Annotated in this window: 16 protein-coding genes; 10 read left to right on the forward strand and 6 right to left on the reverse strand. The window is 37.2% G+C overall.

Annotated elements, in window-relative coordinates; all coding sequences use genetic code 11:
- Positions 1–11: 11 nt before the first annotated feature.
- The gene (locus tag BTO22_RS07425) at positions 12–1,604 is read right to left on the reverse strand and encodes a hypothetical protein (protein WP_105054941.1); all 1,593 of its coding nucleotides are present in this window, start codon (positions 1,602–1,604) and stop codon (positions 12–14) included.
- 156 nt (positions 1,605–1,760) lie between these two features.
- Positions 1,761–4,793, reverse strand: a complete 3,033-nt coding sequence (gene ydiJ / locus BTO22_RS07430) for a D-2-hydroxyglutarate dehydrogenase YdiJ (RefSeq protein WP_105054942.1) — start codon at positions 4,791–4,793, stop codon at positions 1,761–1,763.
- Positions 4,794–5,076: 283 nt separating this feature from the next.
- Here ydiJ and BTO22_RS07435 point away from each other — a divergent pair, with 283 nt between their 5' ends.
- Positions 5,077–5,778 carry a DUF3334 family protein gene (locus BTO22_RS07435; RefSeq protein ID WP_105054943.1) on the forward strand — a complete coding sequence of 234 codons (702 nt, stop codon included), beginning with the start codon at positions 5,077–5,079 and terminating at the stop codon, positions 5,776–5,778.
- A 72-nt stretch (positions 5,779–5,850) separates the two neighbouring features.
- Here the strand turns inward: BTO22_RS07435 and ansB are convergent, their stop codons facing one another.
- Positions 5,851–6,912 (reverse strand): L-asparaginase 2, encoded by a 1,062-nt coding sequence (gene ansB / locus BTO22_RS07440; RefSeq protein WP_105054944.1) that lies wholly within the window; start codon positions 6,910–6,912, stop codon positions 5,851–5,853.
- Between the two features lie 358 nt (positions 6,913–7,270).
- Here ansB and BTO22_RS07445 point away from each other — a divergent pair, with 358 nt between their 5' ends.
- Together BTO22_RS07445 and BTO22_RS07450 are read left to right on the forward strand one after the other, a co-directional pair.
- Positions 7,271–7,960 carry a DUF2786 domain-containing protein gene (locus tag BTO22_RS07445; protein ID WP_105054945.1) on the forward strand — a complete coding sequence of 230 codons (690 nt, stop codon included), beginning with the start codon at positions 7,271–7,273 and terminating at the stop codon, positions 7,958–7,960.
- 114 nt (positions 7,961–8,074) lie between these two features.
- Positions 8,075–8,221 (forward strand): hypothetical protein, encoded by a 147-nt coding sequence (locus tag BTO22_RS07450; RefSeq protein ID WP_105054946.1) that lies wholly within the window; start codon positions 8,075–8,077, stop codon positions 8,219–8,221.
- A gap of 47 nt (positions 8,222–8,268) precedes the next feature.
- On the opposite strand, the gene BTO22_RS07455 is transcribed toward BTO22_RS07450, so the two are convergent.
- A complete protein-coding gene (locus tag BTO22_RS07455; protein ID WP_105054947.1) occupies positions 8,269–8,958 on the reverse strand; it encodes a UTRA domain-containing protein in 690 nt (229 codons plus the stop codon).
- Between the two features lie 9 nt (positions 8,959–8,967).
- Positions 8,968–9,909 carry a precorrin-2 dehydrogenase/sirohydrochlorin ferrochelatase family protein gene (locus tag BTO22_RS07460; protein WP_105054948.1) on the reverse strand — a complete coding sequence of 314 codons (942 nt, stop codon included), beginning with the start codon at positions 9,907–9,909 and terminating at the stop codon, positions 8,968–8,970.
- A gap of 389 nt (positions 9,910–10,298) precedes the next feature.
- Here BTO22_RS07460 and BTO22_RS07465 point away from each other — a divergent pair, with 389 nt between their 5' ends.
- The 5 genes from BTO22_RS07465 (at position 10,299) to BTO22_RS07485 (ending at position 15,368) form a co-directional block, all read left to right on the forward strand.
- Positions 10,299–11,327, forward strand: coding sequence for an amino acid ABC transporter substrate-binding protein (locus BTO22_RS07465; RefSeq protein ID WP_060991250.1), 1,029 nt, complete (start codon positions 10,299–10,301; stop codon positions 11,325–11,327).
- 99 nt (positions 11,328–11,426) lie between these two features.
- Complete coding sequence (locus BTO22_RS07470; RefSeq protein WP_105054949.1) at positions 11,427–12,593, forward strand: amino acid ABC transporter permease; 1,167 nt, start codon at positions 11,427–11,429, stop codon at positions 12,591–12,593.
- A gap of 2 nt (positions 12,594–12,595) precedes the next feature.
- Positions 12,596–13,693 (forward strand): amino acid ABC transporter permease, encoded by a 1,098-nt coding sequence (locus tag BTO22_RS07475; RefSeq protein WP_060991252.1) that lies wholly within the window; start codon positions 12,596–12,598, stop codon positions 13,691–13,693.
- A gap of 24 nt (positions 13,694–13,717) precedes the next feature.
- A complete protein-coding gene (locus BTO22_RS07480) occupies positions 13,718–14,467 on the forward strand; it encodes an amino acid ABC transporter ATP-binding protein (protein WP_105054950.1) in 750 nt (249 codons plus the stop codon).
- Between the two features lie 238 nt (positions 14,468–14,705).
- Entirely contained in the window at positions 14,706–15,368 is a 663-nt protein-coding gene (locus BTO22_RS07485) for a Bax inhibitor-1 family protein (RefSeq protein ID WP_060991254.1), read from the forward strand.
- A gap of 82 nt (positions 15,369–15,450) precedes the next feature.
- Here BTO22_RS07485 and BTO22_RS07490 read toward each other — a convergent pair whose 3' ends face one another.
- Positions 15,451–16,533, reverse strand: a complete 1,083-nt coding sequence (locus tag BTO22_RS07490; protein ID WP_258132558.1) for a tetratricopeptide repeat protein — start codon at positions 16,531–16,533, stop codon at positions 15,451–15,453.
- A 180-nt stretch (positions 16,534–16,713) separates the two neighbouring features.
- Here BTO22_RS07490 and BTO22_RS07495 point away from each other — a divergent pair, with 180 nt between their 5' ends.
- On the forward strand, positions 16,714–19,086 hold the full coding sequence (locus BTO22_RS07495) for an ATP-binding protein (RefSeq protein WP_105054952.1): 2,373 nt from the start codon (positions 16,714–16,716) through the stop codon (positions 19,084–19,086).
- Position 19,087: 1 nt separating this feature from the next.
- On the forward strand, positions 19,088–19,963 hold the full coding sequence (locus BTO22_RS07500; RefSeq protein ID WP_105054953.1) for a mechanosensitive ion channel family protein: 876 nt from the start codon (positions 19,088–19,090) through the stop codon (positions 19,961–19,963).
- Positions 19,964–20,015: the final 52 nt, after the last annotated feature.

The raw sequence follows: 20,015 nt of genomic DNA on the forward strand, positions 1-20,015 counted from the left end.
AGAAGATAAATTTATGAACTACCTAACAATACATCAATTAATATTTTCTTATTTTGTTCAACAGAAGACATTACATTTTCATAACCAGCCGTATTATTAGTTCTTTCCATTCTGTGTATTACCGCTAAACATTGTTTAATGTTCTCTGGTGCCTTCATTAAGTTCTTCCCCTTTAGGGTTAAAGTAAGAAGCATATAATTCAAATCTGATGAGTATGGGTATGTTTGACCAATTTTAGTCAGTTGCGCGCTATTATCATCCGCTGATTTTTGAGCTCTTAGCCATTGATAAACTTTATTCAGCTTTTGGAAATGAATCATTGATTGCTGTAACAATAACGGCGCGCTTTTTTTCAAGCCTGCCTGATCAAAGACTTTGTACAAAGCAACACACAGTTTAACTTCACCTGCCATGGCTAGAACACCGAAGGTCGCTACTCTAAATTCATCAGAAGCAACTTTGCGTTCAGATAAAAAACGATGATAGCAAGTCGCAGCAATCGCTTTTGCTTTATAACGCTTCCCTTGCTTAAACAACTGACGTGCAATGAATATATTAATATAACCTTGTAATTCATCGCGCTTATCCATTGATATACGCTTTTTCAACGTCATGACCAATTGCCCAAAGAAACGTCGATATTGCTCTTTATTAAGAGTAATTTTCGATTTATAAATAATATCAGCAATATCCATAATCATTTTATTTAATGTTACTGGACTGATCCCGATATGATAAAAACGCTTCATCACCATATTATGCAGTAATGCTGATTTGTTATTTTCAATAATAAAAGTTAAATAAGAATAAAAAGCATTATCGTCTTTTGGGTTGTTTTCATATGCATTAGATAACGAAGATTGAACCTTACTTGGTTGCTTTGCCTCGACATAAATATCAGCCAACATTAAGTTAGCTTGAAATAAATATTTTTTTGAGCGCAATAACAATTCAAGTACTGGAATTGCTTTCGGCTTTTCAACAATTTGACAGTATGCCATCAAATTTTGCGGCATAATTTCGCTTTTATCATGACGTTGGTATACTTTTTTAAACGTTAAAAAATCTTTGGCTTTAAACAACTCTTCTAACGTCATATTAAGTAACATACGATTTTTATAAGTACCTGGGTATGTTTGAGCTCGTTTAATAAATGCCGATTGTGACCCTTTTACCTCTCCAATTAATTTCTCAATTAATAACGTAAGGTTAAACGATTTTTTAATTAATTCATCAATATAGCCAAAGTTAATTGGACTATTTACAATAAAATCAGGAAAGAGTTCTCTAGCGTTAATGTCATCAACTTGAGAGTCATCATTATCGATATCAACAATGAAAATTGGACGTTTACCAAATTTAGCTTTCTCGCGCGCGCGAACAACTATATCTCGAATCACTTCATGCTCGGCATAGTGATATTCAATAAAATAGTAGTCATAAACAGGCAGTTCTGATGTTTTCATACTGACATTAAAGCTATCAGCACTTTTAAATCCAGCTTTTTGAAAAAATTGACGGATTTGAGTACTACGTTCTCGTTTTTCAGTAAAAACCAAAACATTCATTTGTGGAATACGTCTAATAAGTTCAGTACTGCTCATTTATATAACAACTCTAGTAAAAACAAAAAACACAATATACCAACCTGTAAAAATTAGCAGGGTTTTATTTTAACAAATCTCAAACACTCGATTTGCATTTATCTTATTACAGGCAATTCGCGCTACTCTATCACAAAGTAGCGCAAGATTAGATCATTATATGTTAGTTAGGAGCGCTTGTAATGGATGCTTTAGTTGCTTTCCTTCAAATCGCTTTACCTGACTTCGACATGAATAGCCTGTAATCAAGCAACGTTCCGTGTCAGTATTGGCTAAACTTCCTTTCCAACTTAATTCGTAAATCGCTTGTGATGACTCGAGCTTATCCGCTTCATGCCCATATGTTCCTGCCATGCCACAACATCCAACTGGAACGGTATTTAATATCATCCCAAAATGGCGAAAAATATCACCCCACTCTTTTTCTGCGTTTGGTAATTTCGTCTTTTCAGTACAATGGGCAAATAATTTCCAAGCTCTTTTATCAAATATTGTCGCTTTTACAAACGATGATAATTGAGGGTGAAGCCACTCATGAACCGTTAAAACACTAAAGTCACCTCGTTTATCCGCCAAGATTTCATTATATTCATCTCGATAACAAAGAACTAAAGCAGGATCTACGCCAACCATTGGGATTTTTAATTCTGCAATTCGATTTAAAAACTCACTGCTTGTTTTTGCCGTAGACGTGAATTGCTTTAAAAAACCTTTAATATGCTGCGCTTTACCATTTGGTTTAAATGGCAACAAAACTGGTTTTAGTCCTAGTCGTTTGATCAATTCAACAAAGTCACTCACCACTTCGGCGTCATAATAACTAGTGAAAGGATCTTGAACAATCAATACATGCTTCTTACGTTCATTTTCGGAAAGTTCTGTCAGGTTTTCGAGATTAAATGTCGAAATTTCTTTACTTTTGCAACGTTCTTTTAGTGTCGGAATCGAAAGTAATGGCATATCTACATAGCCTAACGTCTTCTTCGTTAAACCCTGAGTAAATGATTGCTTCAATACACCATTAATAACTTTCGGTGCCTTAGCCATTATTGGTAGCATCGTCTCAATATTAGCCACCATATAATCTTTCATTGGGCGTTGATAACGGCTGTGATAAATATTTAAGAATCGAGCACGAAAACTTGGCACATCAACTTTTATAGGGCATTGGCTTGCACATGCTTTACATGCTAAACACCCCATCATGGCTTCATGAACTTCATGTGAGTAATCGTATTCTTTTTCTTTATTTATACGATTCCGGATACGGTCAATAATTTGCTTTATTGATGGGCGCTTAGTTAACAAATCTTGCTCTAGTGCAACAGGATCAACCCCTTGCTCAGCTAATTGACGTAACCATTCGCGAACCAATCCAGCTCGACCTTTTGGAGAATGGCGACGATCTGCCGTCACTTTCATTGATGGGCACATTGGGGAACTCGTTTCATAATTAAAACAAAGTCCGTTCCCATTACATTCCATCGCTTGATTAAAGCTATCTCTTATTTCGACAGGGATCTGTCTGTCATAATATCCACGTTTTGTATCACTGACTTTAACAAGCTCATCACGACAGTCTAATGGCGTACAAATTTTTCCTGGATTCATTTTATTATGAGGATCAAATGCCCCTTTTACTCGTCGTAATTCAACGAATAATTCCTCTCCAAAAAACTCAGGGCCATATTCAGAACGGAAGCCTTTACCATGTTCCCCCCACATTAGACCGCCATATTTTGACACCAAAGCAACCACTTGGTCAGAAATAGTATGCATCAACGCTTCTTGGGTAGGATCACACATATCTAAAGCAGGACGAACGTGAAGCACTCCAGCATCAACGTGCCCAAACATACCGTAATTTAATCGATGTGAGTCTAATAACTGTCTAAATTCTTGAATAAAATCAGCCAAATTTTCAGGAGGGACACAGGTATCCTCAGCAAAAGCGACAGGCTTTGCTGCCCCTTTCATTGCTCCTAACAACCCCACCGCTTTTTTACGCATAGTATAAATACGACCAATACTTGCTACGTCTTTAATGATTTGATATCCAATGATACCTGCCTCTTCAGCTTGCATTAAAGTATCAAGCCTAACGATGAGTTCTGATACCTGTTGTTCAACCAATTCAGATTCGGTACCAGCAAACTCCACCATATTTAAGCCAAGCATCTCTTTATTTGGTACATCAGTGATTAAATCACTCACGCTATGCCAAACAATGTCTTGCTTCGCAAAGTTAAGTACCCTTGAATCAATAGTTTCTACAGAAAGCGCATTTGCTTGCACCATAAATGGCGCATTTCTTAATGCAGCATCAAAAGTGTCGTATTTCACATTGATCAATGTTCTGGCTTTTGGAATAGGCGTGATGTTAACTTTTGCCTCAGTAAGAAAAGCCAATGAACCTTCAGCACCACATAACACTCGAGTGATATCGAATTGATCTGTTTCTGTATTTAATGCGTTTTTTAAATCATATCCCGTTAAAAAACGGTTCAATGGAGGGAATCTCTCTTCTATTTTTTGACGATTTTGACGACAAACCGCAGCAGTAGCCTCTAAAACAGTACGTATAGAGTCTGGTTGCTCATCATAAGAGAGTTCTGTATTCAGATTCGCTCCATTAGCAAGCACAGCAGTAACTCCTAATACGTGATCAGAAGTTTTTCCATATTTTAATGAACCTTGCCCAGATGCATCAGTATTAATCATACCACCAATGGTTGCCCTATTACTGGTCGATAAATCAGGTGAGAAAAAATACCCATATGGGCGAAGAGCATCATTTAACTGATCTTTCACTAAACCGGTTTGTACTCTTGCCCAACCTTTCTCAGTATTAATTTCAATGACTTGATTCATATACCGAGATAAATCGACAACCACGCCTTTGGTTAAGGATTGTCCGTTTGTACCCGTACCGCCGCCACGAGGGGAAAACGTCACCATTTTATATTTATCTTGATTAGCCAGTGAAGCTAAGCATTCAACATCTTTTGTATTTCTTGGCAATAACACTGCTTGTGGTAACTGTTGATAAACACTGTTATCTGTCGCAACAGCTAAACGACTTGAATACGTCGTTTCTATATCACCACTAAAATCGCTTTCTTTTAATTCTTCTAGATAATCCAATACCATTGGATCGATGGTAGATTGGAATGGTAATACTGGTAACATTGCTCCCTGCTCCTTTAATCGCTGTTCCTCAGCGTCATAATGTTGTTCTAAACACACTTTACAACATCTAGCATGGATAAAACATCTCGTCTATGCTATATCCGGTAAGTAATCACAATTTTACAGTTCAATGAGTAAATTACTGACGCGATTTAAACGTATTAAAGAACTTTGCTGAGTACGATATAAAACAGATAGCAAGGTGACATTTCACCTTAAACTCCATGGCATATATTTTGCTTTATATTATTTATACAACCGTAACACCTTATTAGAGAAAGTTATGAAACCAGCAATTAAAAAGAACAAAACAAAAATCATTACCACTGACGATATTTTATTAATCCTATGTCGCTCAATGTCAGGGGTATTAAGTAAAGCGACACAAAGTTCAGTTAACTATTCTGCTATGATGCAAAAAATATCGAAGACGAGCCTAAAGCCCGACTTTGGTTGTTTTGTTCTTTTTGATGGGGGTTTTTCTGGTTTAGTCGTGACTAACTTTACTAAAGATGCAGCCCTAGAGCTCTACACTAAATATATGAGTAATATGGGGATGCCTGAAGAAGATCTCGCAATCCTCCATACTTCTGATGAAGTGGGTGATGTATTGGGCGAATTGATGAATCAAATAGTTGGTGACTTTACAGGAGAAATCCGTAAAACATTACAAACGACGATTTCTCAAAATCAACCCAAAATGCTCGCTTTAAACAAACAAGTCATTCTTTCTGTTGATACAAATCTAGATCGCCCACAAGCTCGTCGCGTTACTTTTACAACAGAAAAAAACAATATTTTCTATCTTGAACTTGCGATGGATAAAACTGAATTTATTCAACTTAAAGAATTTGAGCAAGAAGAAGAGTTCGATACCGACGACCTATTTGAACAACATAAACCAGAAAATACTCAACAACCAACATCAAAGGGATCATCATCTCAAGATTTTGATGATTCGTTATTTGACGAGTTAGGTATTTAATTCCAAAAAAGATAAAACAGCCATCGTGAATAATGGCTGTTTTACTATTACTAATTTTTACTTAAATACGTATCAGTAATGCTGAAACATCTTTTGAATTTCTTTGTAGTTTTCAGTTTCAGTCAACGACAACATTAATAAAATACGCGCTTTTTGAGGATTCAATGTACCAGATGCTACAAAGCCATATTTAGCATCATCAATTTCGGCATCAAGAGTTGTTGAGCCAGATCCAGTACGGGCACTACGAACGACAACGACACCTTCTTTACTTGCCTTAGCTAACTCATCAAATACGGAGTGGTAGATATTGCCATTACCCACTCCCGCACTAACAATACCATCAAATTTTGCATCAACCATTGCTGTAACAGGTAACGCAGAAGCATTGGCATAGTTATATACAATACCTACCTTAGGTAACGTTTTTAGCTTAGATACATCGAATTCCACTTCTGTTGTATGCTTACGTTCAGGGCTACGCTGATACTGAACATCACCATTATGAATATAACCTAGCGAACCAAAATTTGGTGACTGAAATGTATTTACAGAGGTTGTGTTGGTTTTTGTTACGTCACGGGCATCAAACACCGTGTCATTCATTGCGACTAATACACCACGACCCGAAGAATCTTTATCCGTTGCAGCGACAACAGCATTGTATAAATTGACAGGGCCATCAGCACTCATTGCTGTCGATGGGCGCATTGCACCAACCAAAATTACTGGTTTATCACTCTTAACAGTAAGGTCTAAGAAATAAGCCGTCTCTTCCATAGTGTCAGTACCATGTGTAATAACCACGCCGTCAACATCATCTTGTGCTAATAGCTCATTGACGCGCTTTGATAATGTTAACCACACCTCATCATTCATGTCTTGAGAACCAATACTAACAACCTGCTCACCACTAATATCAGCAATTTTAGTCATTTGAGGTACAGCATGAATTAAAGAATCGACCCCTACTTTACCCGATGTATAACTAGATCCAGTTGCTGATTGACCAGCACCTGCAATTGTACCGCCGGTTGCTAGTATCTTAATATTTGGTAGGTCGTCTGCAAAGCTGAGCGAACTAAAGCAAAGGCCAGAAAGCAGCATACCTAATGCAATGGCATTCTTTTTCATGTTTGTACTCCATTATGAAAATAATTAATTACACAATAAAAATTAAACTTAAACTTAAACTTAAACTTATGTATTGTGATTTAATTTATCATATTTACTTTTAAATAATGTGTCGTGATAACAATCACAACTATCATTTCAATTCATCACAAACTTAGTTTTAACATATGATAATCAACAATTTAAAAACAAATATTCAATATCAAAATCATTAAATAACACAGTAATTACATACTTATTTTCATAATTCAACCGCTCATTACCTTTCGAACTTTACGCCTTATCACTGCATTGTATTTCTTTCAAAATATGAAAGAGACAGGTAAAATAGTTGCCCCCTAAAAAGTAAGGTAAATCTATGTCATCTGCAAAGCAAAAGGCTCTAAAAAAGATCGCTAAATGTCTTGAACTCGGTAATTCCGCTAATGTGAATGAAGCCGCTCAAGCCATTAGAATGGCGCATCGCCTTATGCTTAAGTATGGTCTTGAAAAAGATGATATTGAGTTTATTAAGATGGGAAAAACACAAAGCTCTCATCTTCTCCCTGCGAATGTAGGTAGTAATATTCTAAAAATTATTCGTGGAATTAATACTCGCTTTGGTGTTGAAGCCGTCCTATTGAATCATAAAGGATTGAAAAAAGCGGAGTTTATTGGCTCTGCAGATCGCGCTATTTTTGCCGCTTTTGCTTTTGATATTGTATATCGCGAAATGAATGAACAGACAGGACAGTTCAAAAATAGCTTCGCGGGCTCAGGGACGGGACAGCTTGAAGTAACGAAACGAGTTAATTCTTTCTTGGCTGGTTGGATTGAAGGCGCTCTTGAAAAGCTTCCTGTCATTGCCCCTGACGATGAATCAGCAAATAAGATTAACGATTATATTGATAAAGAATTTAAAAATATTGACCGCGAAACATTTAAGCAGCAACTAAGAGAAGCAATGGCCAATATTACTGCTGACTACGAAAAAGGATTAAAGAAAGGTCGAACTCTTTCTGTAAACCGACCTGTAGCAGGTGCTCAAGCTCCAAAGCGCTTAAGATAACAATTAAATAACAAAGTAAAGTTAAATCAACTTACATCTGATTTAGATCAAAAATATCTCCAGTATTGAACGATACATTAAATTTTGTTATCGAAATGTATCAAGGAGCGATTTATGACTTTATTAAGAAACCCTAAATGCTATACCGACGTTTGTATTGATGGAAGGTGGTACCATTATGATCACTGCGGTATCACTATTTATATGCTAAGAGGCGGTGCTTCTACTGAGTTTACTCTCGGTTCAGAGCCGATTACTTAAGGTGAATTGATTGAACGAATCAAACAACTCACGACATTCTAAGTTCTTTATTCAATTTCAATTTTTAACGCATCATGACAACAGCTGATCACCTGTAATAAATAACCTGTTTTATTGTTGTTTATTGCAGATTGATTAATGTTTAGCAACATACTCCCTGAACTTATATTCAGTAGCTCAGATTCTACTTCCGTCGCTGGAAACACACCAATTTTCACGCATAAATTCTGACACTCTGAAAGATATTTATCTTTTAAAATAGAAACGACATCAATATCTTCATCCATTTTTGCTAATGATGGAAATAAAGCTTCTGGTAGATATTGATATTGAACGGCAACTTTCCTTCCTTCTATTATAACTAAGCGACTAAACATCAATACATATGAAAAAGGAGGCAGGTCTAAACGCTCTGCAACCATCTTTGGTGCCAATATGCGTTTTGAATCAATTCGTTCCGTAGTGTAACCTCGGTTGTATTGTTTACATACCTTCAAAATATCTAATTCTTGGGCAGGATTAAATATTAACGCTTCCTTTGATACGAACCATCCTCGACGTTCTTCCTTATACAGTTTCCCTGCAAGCGCGAGATAATTCAATGCCTCTCGTAATGTAATGCGAGTTGTTGAAAAAGATTCAGCAAGTACTCTTTCTGAGGGCAGCTTGTGCCCAGGCTCCAACATGCCACTTTCAATCTGCTCTGCAATCGCATCTTTTATAGTCAAATACTGCATCAATATTCCTTACAGTGTCTGTACATATATATCATTAGAAAGATAAGCTTGTAATTGAGAGTTAGAGATTAAGTGCCCCTTTTTAATTAAAATAGTCACTCTTATCTGTTCTTTATCAGCTTGTTCTAAATAATCAGCAATTTCTTGCTCTGACTGAACGGTAATACGTTCAGCATCACGGCGGCATAACTCTACAAACTCTGGAGGACAATCATTAAAATAAATAACCCACTCAGCTTGCTGCATTAAACGTAATGATTTTAATGTAAGCATCTCTGTTTCTTGATGATACTCAATCCAGTTACGTTCAGAACTTACCTTAATCTCATTTGATAAATAACGTGTAAATGCATGTTCAAGTTCGTTTCGTGTCATTAACGTTTCGATTTCTGGCGAGCGCAAAAAAAGTTCCCAAAACTTTCGACGTTCATCGACGGTAGCAAAGCGTTGTTTTACCATGTTTCTTTTATCTGCACAAAAATCAGCCAGCATTGCGATCTTAGTCGATAACTGTGTTTCTAATTGCTCACGAATAATACGAATTAGCACAGGTGAAGAGCCACCACTTGAAATAGCTACTTGAACTCGTCCACGATTAACCATTGATGGAGTGATAAAATCACAATGAGCAGTATCATCAACAACATTAACTAATATGCCTGCGTCATGAGCATCTTTATATACTTGGTGATTTAACTCTGAGTTATCCGTTGTTGCCCATACTTGAACATACTTACTATCTAACAAATTACGATGATAAAAACCTTTATGATAGGTAATTTTATCTTCTTCAACATAGCGTGCTAAATACGATTTAATTGAGGGTGCAATAACGGTAATATCTGCGTCCGCTTGCAATAACATGTCTATTTTACGACAAGCCACTTCCCCACCACCAACCACTAATACTGGTCGTTTTTGAATATCCATAAAAATGGGAAAATATCTCATTACATCCTCACTGAGTCTTTTATTTAATATCAATAATATACCTTGCTTCGACTCATTAAGGTAGAGGTTGTCGCGCCCAAAGATAAATTGCGACTTAACATATTCACAAAATATACTAATTAACAATTACTTAACAACAAAGAACATCAGACCAGATCTGTATAACTATTTTTTATAAATAAAGCAGTATTTATCACTAAATTTACTGGATAAGGCAGATCGATTTACCTATATTTTATTTGTTAGTTAATTTCACAAATCATTAACTATTGTATATCGTTTAAATACAGCTGCTTATAAAAGTAGCAATTAAGTACCACCTAATGGCTAACGCAACACACTAGATTGTGATACGCCAGTTCAATAATGGATTATAAGGAAGAACACAGATGAAATTTAAAACAAACACTCTTTACGCTGCTCTTACCGCCTCAGCACTGCTTATGTCTACACAAGCAACAGCTGCAGAAGGTACGCTAGATAAAGTAATGAAGAATGGATATGTTCAATGTGGGGTGAGTACTGGCCTTCCAGGATTTTCAAACCCTAACTCAAAAGGTGAATGGGAAGGGATTGATGTTGAATTCTGTCAAGCCGTTGCTGCTGCTGTGTTAGGTGATAAATCTAAAGTTAAATACGTTCCTCTAACGGCGAAAGAGCGCTTTACTGCACTTCAATCAGGTGAGATTGATGTGCTATCACGTAATACAACGTGGACACTGCACCGTGATACCTCTCTTGGCCTAAACTTTGTTGGTGTAAATTACTACGATGGTCAAGGTTTTATGGTCAAAAAAGAGCTTGGCTTAACTAGCGCTAAAGAACTCGATGGTGCGTCTGTTTGTGTTCAATCAGGAACAACCACTGAATTGAACCTTGCTGATTACTTCCGTAATAATGATATGGAATATAAACCTGTCGTATTTGATACTGCAGCACAAACCTCTAAAGGATTTGATGCGGGTCGATGTGATGCGCTTACTACTGACCAATCTGGTCTTTATGCACTTCGTTTAAACCTTAAAGATCCTAAAACAGCGCAAGTTCTACCAGAAATCATTTCAAAAGAACCATTGGGACCAGTAGTGCGCCAAGGTGATGACCAATGGTTTAATATCAATAAATGGGTGCTAAATGCCATGATTAATGCTGAAGAATACGGTATTAATTCGCAGAATGCAGACCAAATGCTGAAATCTAAAGATCCAAATATCAAACGTATTCTTGGTGTTGATGGACCAAAAGGCAAAGGCCTAGGTATTCGTGATGACTGGGGCTATCAAGTAGTAAAACAAGTAGGTAACTATGGCGAAAGCTTTGAGCGTACCGTAGGTAAAGGCTCACCACTGCAAATTTCTCGTGGTGTGAATGCACTTTGGAACGCAGGCGGCTTCATGTACGCAGCACCTATTCGTTAATTCTAACGGTCAATAGAGCCAAATAATAAATAGAAACTAATACAATTTTATGGGGTGAGTTTTCACCCCTTTTATAAATGGATTTAAGGTTGTAGTTGTATGTCATCTAAAAATAAAAACCTCTTTTATAATCCAACATTTCGTGCCATTTTATTTCAAGTGATTGCAGTTGCTGCACTTGTCTTTTTCTTTTACTCCATAGTTAACAATGCATTATCCAATTTAGAATCTCGCGGTATTGCAACAGGCCTTGCTTTTTTAGATCAAGAAGCTGGCTTTGGTATCGGTTTATCTTTAGTGGAGTATGATGAAACACATACTTATGGACGCACGTTCGTTGTTGGTCTTTTAAATACGGCATTAGTCTCTGTATTAGGGATTTTATTTGCCACCCTACTTGGATTTACTGTCGGTATTGCTCGCTTATCCAGTAACTGGTTAGTTAGCCGATGTGCGGCGGTATATATTGAAACGTTCCGAAATATTCCTCTTTTATTACAAATTTTCTTTTGGTATTTCGCTGTTTTACAGGCTCTTCCTTCCCCTCGACAAAGCCTTAGCCTAGGTGAAAGTATTTTCTTGAATGTACGGGGCTTGTTCTTTCCTAGTCCAGTATTTGAACAAGGTTCTAACCTTATTGGAATAGCGGTTATTCTTGCTATTGTGTTTATTATTTTTCTATCTCGTTGGGCACACAACAAGCAAACACTAACAGGCCAACAAACCCCTGTATTACGCTATTCAATACTACTGCTAGTTGGTTTGCCAATGTTAGCCTACTTTATTTCAGGTATGCCTATTTCAATTGAGTATCCGGAATTAAAAGGATTTAACTTTCGAGGTGGGATAAGCATTATTCCAGAGCTAGCCGCATTAGTTGTGGCATTAAGTGTTTATACTGCATCGTTCATTGCTGAAATTGTTCGTTCCGGTATTAATGCGGTTAGTCATGGTCAAACAGAGGCGGCAATGGCCTTAGGATTACCTCGAAATAAAACCTTAAAGCTTGTTGTTATACCACAAGCAATGCGCATCATTATTCCCCCTCTAACAAGCCAATATTTAAACTTAACAAAAAACTCTTCATTAGCGATGGCCATTGGTTACCCCGATCTTGTCTCTGTTTTTGCGGGAACAACGCTTAACCAAACAGGACAGGCTATCGAAATCATTACAATGACAATGGCAGTTTATTTAACGCTAAGTCTATTAACGTCATTCTTAATGAATATCTATAACAACAAAGTCGCATTGGTTGAGAGGTAACTATGAGCATACATCAATTTCAGCCAGATCTTCCGCCTCCAGCAAACACTGTAGGCGCGGTAACTTGGCTCAAAAAACATTTATTCAATGGCGTAACTAATTCCATTCTTACACTAATCATTGCTTATTTAGCCTTTAGTGGATTGTGGAATGCAATTAGTTGGTCACTAATTAATGCTGATTGGGTAGGAACAACACGAGATGCTTGTACAAGTGAAGGAGCTTGCTGGGTAATGATTAATGTGCGTTGGGATCAATTCATGTATGGATTTTACCCAACCGAAGAACTTTGGCGTCCTCAGCTGTTCTATGGTTTCTTGGCAATCTTTGTTGCTTTGCTTGCCTACGAGCATACCCCTAAAAAAGTGGCTATTTGGTTAGTATTTGTAAATATTTTCCCATTCTTTGCAGCCTTTTTATTGTATGGCGGAGTATTTGGTCTACCCGTTGTGGATACTCACCTTTGGGGTGGGTTATTAATTACGTTGGTTATTGCCATTGTCGGTATTGTTGTTTCATTGCCGATTGGAGTCGCGCTTGCACTAGGGCGTCGCTCTGAAATGCCAATCATTCGTAGCATGTGTACCGTCTACATTGAGATTTGGCGTGGTGTTCCTCTTATTACCGTTCTCTTCATGGCTTCGGTAATGTTGCCACTATTTTTATCAGAAGGAATGGAGCTGGATAAACTCTTTAGAGCCCTCATTGGTGTGGTGTTATTCAGTGCGGCATATATGGCAGAGGTGGTTAGAGGTGGCTTACAAGCGATACCAAAAGGTCAATACGAAGCCGCTGATGCGCTAGGATTAGGTTACTGGAAGAAAATGCGTTTAATTATTCTTCCTCAAGCATTAAAAATTACCATTCCATCCATCGTTAATACTTTTATTGGCTTATTTAAAGACACTAGCCTTGTCCTTATTATCGGTATGTTTGATGTATTAGGTATTGGTCAAGCAGCTAATACTGACCCTGAATGGCTAGGGTTTTCAACGGAAAGTTATGTCTTTGTCGCTTTAGTTTTCTGGGTGTTCTGCTTCTCCATGTCGAGATATTCCATCTATTTAGAAAACAAACTTCATACAGGCCATAAGCGATAATTAACAGAATTCAAGGATGTAGTTATGACGACTCAACAAGATTATATGATCCAATTGGAAGACATGAACAAATGGTATGGTCAATTTCATGTACTTAAAAACATTAACTTACAAGTTAAAAAAGGCGAGAAAATAGTTATCTGTGGCCCATCAGGTTCAGGTAAATCAACCATGATCCGTTGTATTAACCGTTTAGAAGAACACCAAAAAGGTCACATTTTTGTCTCGGGTACAGAACTCACTGAAGATTTAAAAAACATAGAAGCGGTACGTAGAGAAGTCGGTATGTGTTTTCAGCACTTTAATCTATTCCCTCACCTAACGGTTCTTGAAAACTGCACACTTGCACTTATTTGGGTGAAAAAAATGCCGAAATCAGAAGCCGATGCATTGGGAATGAAATACCTTGAACGTGTAAAAATTCCAGATCAAGCCGATAAATATCCAGGTCAACTTTCTGGCGGACAACAACAGCGTGTCGCCATTGCTCGCTCTCTTTGTATGAACCCACAAGTGATGTTATTTGATGAGCCAACCTCAGCGCTCGACCCTGAAATGGTACGAGAAGTATTAGACGTAATGGTCGAACTCGCAGATGAAGGGATGACAATGTTGTGTGTAACTCACGAAATGGGCTTTGCCAAAGAAGTTGCCGATCGCGTTATTTTTATGGACGCAGGAGAAATCATAGAAGAAAACAACCCAGTAGACTTCTTTGAAAATCCACAATCGGACCGTACACAGTTGTTTTTAAGTCAGATCCTGCATCATTAGCTCTAAATGATAAGTTAACGGTCATTTAAATTGCAGCAAACCACATAAACAGCGATCTTAGGATCGCTGTTTATTGTTACAGATACTTACAAACTTCATCAGCTAAGTTAATGTACTGATGTAAAATGGTTTCCAGCTCAATTAATTCAGTTCAAAAAAGAGAACAAACTTGATTTTTTGAACTATAGACGCCATAACTGTCTATATATTTATGTCAGTCCATTCCAAGGGGAATATGATGAATAATCAAATGTTCGGCCAAACTCGTACACAAGAGTCGGCTCTACAAACAAATAAAGTATTGCGTAATACTTATTTCTTACTGTCGATGACACTATTATGGTCAGCATTAGTTGCTGGCGTATCAATGGCGTTAAACCTACCTCGTCCAGGTATTATCATTATGCTAGTTGGTTTCTACGGCTTACTATTCTTAACGGAAAAGAACCGTAACAATAGCATGGGTCTTTTGTTTACCTTCTTATTTACAGGTTTCTTAGGATACACTATTGGTCCAATCCTAAACATGTACATTGGTGCAGGTATGGGGGATGTGATCTTAACGGCTCTTGGTGGTACTGCACTTTCTTTCATGGCAGCATCTGCTTATGCGTTAACAACTAAACGTGACTTATCATTCCTTAATGGTGTGTTAATGGCTGGTTTTGTTGTGTTACTTATTGGTATGGTAGCGAACATCTTCCTACAAATGCCTTTATTACACCTTGCTATGAGCGGTATGTTTATCCTGTTCTCAACAGGTGCGATTCTATTGACGACACAATCAATCATTCGTGGTGGTGAAACAAGCTACATTTCAGCAACGATTACGCTGTATGTTTCTATCTACAACATCTTCATCAGCCTACTAAGTATTCTTGGTATTATGCGTGATGATTAATCGATAATTAATTCGATATACAAAAATGCCAGTCCTCACGGACTGGCATTTTTTTACGACTACTTCTATCCGCGCTATAACTCTAGTCGGTATACATCGCGCATTCATCATTGATATCTTCTGGTGGAAAATAATTCTCTCTGACATAAAATTTATTAAGCAAACGAATCACAGAATGTTTCTTTACTGGCTTTTCATTCATTAAACCATGTAATTTACGAGCGACATTTTGAATTGTTAATAAATTTTCCAAAGGTAAGCTTGCTTCAAGATCATTCTTTAAACTGTGCGCTTCTTCATAATCATTAGCAACAGCAAGGTAAGCCCAAATATAAGCAACCGCATTGTGAGACGATGATATCTTTTGATTATATTGTGCAGAGCGTAACTGAGACTCAGGACTTTTCAGTTCTCCTCCTCTCTCTGACCAATAGATTGCCTTATAAATATTTTTCTTCGTTCCGATACCATGATAATAACAAGAGCTCACCGTCACCATTGCTTTAGCATCATCTTGATAAGCCGCTTTTAACATCCAATAAAACCCTTCAGGATGTCCGTCTTGCAATTTTTGATACCATTGTGCGAGAAATAGTTGCGCCTTAAGATTATCTTTTAATGCTAAGTCCGTGATAATTTGAGTCCCAAAATCTATGTTTTTATCACAGCCAACACCTTCAAGATAAAGTTTTCCAAGAATAAGAGATGACTCTTGTAAGCCTTTTGAATCCCCTAAACGTGCAGCCCAATACTTAGACTTCTCGCTCGAGTTTGGATCATCATAATTGTCATCATAAAGTCGAACTAAAGCATAAAAAGCTTGTTGACTATTTTGCTCTGCCGCTTTTAAGTACCATTTTATGGCTCCATTCTGATCGACTAATTCTAGATCTGCTCCAAGCGCAAGCTGAGCGGTGATGTTGCCGCTCATTGCTCGCTCTATTTTATCTTTCCTATCTGTTTCGTCATCAAAGGTAACGGGTGTAGAGGAATGCAAAGAACGATTTCTTCGCTGAGCCGCCATTATTTTTTTCTTCTCGATAGATTGAAAATATAAAATCACAACAATTAAACAAATCACACCACCAAAAAATAGGAACCAATACATATTAAGACCATCGAAAAAAGGAATACGTTTGTATTTCTCTATTCTAATGATTTTCACCTCCAATTAGAATTAATACCTTTTGGAAAGTGGTTTTATCTGTCTATCTTTTATAAAAAAGGCCAATTTTGGCAAAATAAAAGGCCGCGATTTTTTTGTTCTCGATTCCCACCTTTATTACTGGTTTTTTCTTCAAATTTAGCTAAGGTATTATTAATACTATTCATTTCCTTGGTCTATATGAAAAAACTTTCTCATTACCTTTTGTTTACCGTTCTATTCATTTTACCTCAATTGACTTATGCCAGTTGGGGGCTTTCTGATGAGCAACCAATAGAAATCACACCGCAAGCCAAAAAAATTGACACGGATATGAGATCGCTTCCAGAACAACATTTTTTTTCTAATAATGATTACTCTCAAGTAAAACGTTTGTTGTCCTCGACGATTATCGAACAAACAAAACACTCTGAAAGCCTTAAAAATGCATTAATTAATTACCGAAATGATAGCAATGAAGCTCACTGGTTAGTCGTAGAAAGTAATCATCAATCGCTAAACTCTTTAAATTTGAGCAAACAACAGCTTCTAAAATTAACGGATCAAACCACTAGAGAGCAACTCACTGGTTTTGGACCATATGGCGTCACACAATTTTATTCTGAACTCTCTATTACTAAACTAAATATTGAGTATTATTTACATTATCAAATCCGTAGTTTTAAGAGTTTACTGCACGATTTACAAATATCTCCAGTTCCAATAATCAGTGTCATATTTAAAGTACTATGTGTATTTTTTATTTTCAGTTGGTGGATGAGAAACTCTGCTCGTTTAATTAATGACTTTAAAACGTCAAGATTAGAAGGCTCAACTAAACCAAACATGTTCATTAGAAGCATTTGGTATCTTACTCGTGCACACAAAGCAATTGCTTGGCTACTGCTAATTACTGTGACATTACGTATTGTGTCAACGCTTCCAAGCTTACAACACTTAATTTTTCTTGAAATCTTTACTTGGTGGATATTAGGTGGTTCTATTGCCGTAAGCTTTATCCTTGAATTTACTTATCGTAATAGTAAGCATAATAAAAAAGACGTCACTGCTTTGCGATTGGCGACCATACGCCACTACGTATGGGGAGCAATTGTTGCGGGTGTTATTCTACAAATTTCATCAAGAACTCTTGGTGAAGGTACGATATACGCTTGGATTAATTCATTAGTTTATTTATTCTTTGTTCTTCTCACTATTTATACGCTAAAACAGTGGAAAACGACTATTTTTGAGCGTATCTATCAGATTGAACCATTACCTGTATCAATTCAGTGGGCAGTCCGTAATCAACATACTTTTTTAATCTCAATTGCAGCAACTGGCTGCGGAGCTATTTGGCTATCTTGGAGAGCAATTCAACACAGCATCATTAGTGTTTTATCTCAATATGCAGCGTTCAGTCATGCCTTAGCGTATTTATTTCGAATTGAAGTTGCAAAACAAACTGAAGTCTCACGAGAGCTATCTAATTTAGTTCGCATTAAAGGAGCAACAGCGTTTGACTACATCGCACCAGGAGCAGAAGACTCCCCTTTAATCGAGATTTATGCGAAAGATGAAATGACAGCTCTTTCTCGCTATTTATTAACTGAAAGCCCAGCGGTATGTGTTCTTTCTGGAGAGAGAGGCGTTGGTACCACAACGTTACTTAATCGTATTTTAACTAAAGTAAAGAATGCTCAGCCAATTTACATTAACTGCCCATACGATGGTTATTCAGCCCTACTTCCTGAACTTTCAGCTCAATTAGGTTTGGATAGCGAATCAACAGAAAGAGAGATTCTTCAACACTTAAGAAACAGTGATGAATGTTATTTAATTGCGTTTGATAATGCACAGCGCTTGGTAAAACCAAAAGTTAATGGCTTATCAGACTTAATGAAGTTAACGAATTTATTGCGACGAGCTCGTAAAAGCCACCGAGTGGTTCTTGCTATCGAAAAATCAAGCTGGCGTTTTATTGACCGTGCTCGTGGTGAACGCTTATTATTTGATTTAGTTACCTTCATGCCTAAATGGGGTGAAAAACAAATCGGTCAATTACTTGAATCTCGAATTACAACAGTGCCTAAAACAGAGACAGAAGAACAACGACCTTCCATTTCTTTCGATGGTTTAGTGCTACCAAGGCAATGGGATGAAGAGAATTTAACCGAAGAAGAACGAGCTAAAAACGGTTTCTATCGTATCTTATGGGACTATTCTGATGGTAACCCTACCGTTGCACTACGATTTTTTAGACTTTCACTGCATCGTGATAAAGATTCTAACGAAATTCTTGTTCGTTTATTTAAAGCGCCTCATTCTGATGATCTTGAAACAATGCCAAAACCTATGTTGGCTGTACTTCGCTCGATTGTGCAATTAGAAATTGCCTCCCCTGCCGATGTGAGTGAATGCAGTCGTTTAAGTATGGCTGAAGTAATTAGTACTCTGCGTTATTTCCAAAGCCGCGGTTACATTGAGTGGAATGACAGCAAAGCACGAATTTCAGATCACTGGTTCCGTCACATTACTAACGTTCTTCATCGTCAACACTTATTGGTGAAATAATATGCTTCGATTATTTGTCTTTTTTATTGCATTCAGCTTTGGACATACCGCATTAGCGGAAGATGCTCAATCAATTGATAACCTGCACCAGTTCGCAAGTTTGATCCGATGGAGCGGTGTCGCGTTTTCATTCATCATTGTCTTTATTGCTTGGTTATTACTTCGATTTACTCAGTCGATTGTTGATGGGATCAGTAGTCAATTTGCTCAACGCCGAATGTTAATGCAAAAGCTGCAATCTTTTTTCCAATTCTTTATTTATATGTCTACGGGGATGACAGTATTCATGCTCAGCTTCCGTGTGGATGAAAGAGTACTGGCGTTAATTGGCGGTACTCTAGCGGTATCTGTTGGTTTTGCACTTAAAGATCTTACTGCTTCTTTTATTGCTGGTTTAACCATTATGATTGACCGACCTTTTCAAGTTGGCGATAGAGTTACATTTGAAGGGCATTATGGCGATATTATTGCTATTGGTTTGCGTTCTGTTCGCATGCAAACACTCAATGATGATATTATTACCATCCCAAACAACAAATTCTTAAATGAAGTCGCAATGAGTGGGAATTACGGTGCTCTAGACATGCAGGTGGTAATTCCATTTTATATCGGCATGGATCAAGATATAAATACCGCTCGTGATATTATCCAAGAAGCGGCGTCATCAAGTCGTTATATTCATCTACCTAAGCCGGTTGTCGTTTTGGTTAAACAAAGTATTACTGACAATTACTTAGCCATTCAGCTTACTTGTAAAGCTTATGTTGTTGATATTAAATTTGAAAAGTTATTTGAAACCGACATTACATTACGAGTAATGCAAGAATTTAGAAAATCTGATATTTTCCCACCTACAATCTCTATTAAAAATAAATAAAAACCTCAATGACCAGATTAAATCCGCTCATGTCCTATTAATAAATTAATTA

This window comes from Aliivibrio sifiae (assembly GCF_002954705.1).
GTDB classification, from domain to species: domain Bacteria; phylum Pseudomonadota; class Gammaproteobacteria; order Enterobacterales; family Vibrionaceae; genus Aliivibrio; species Aliivibrio sifiae_A.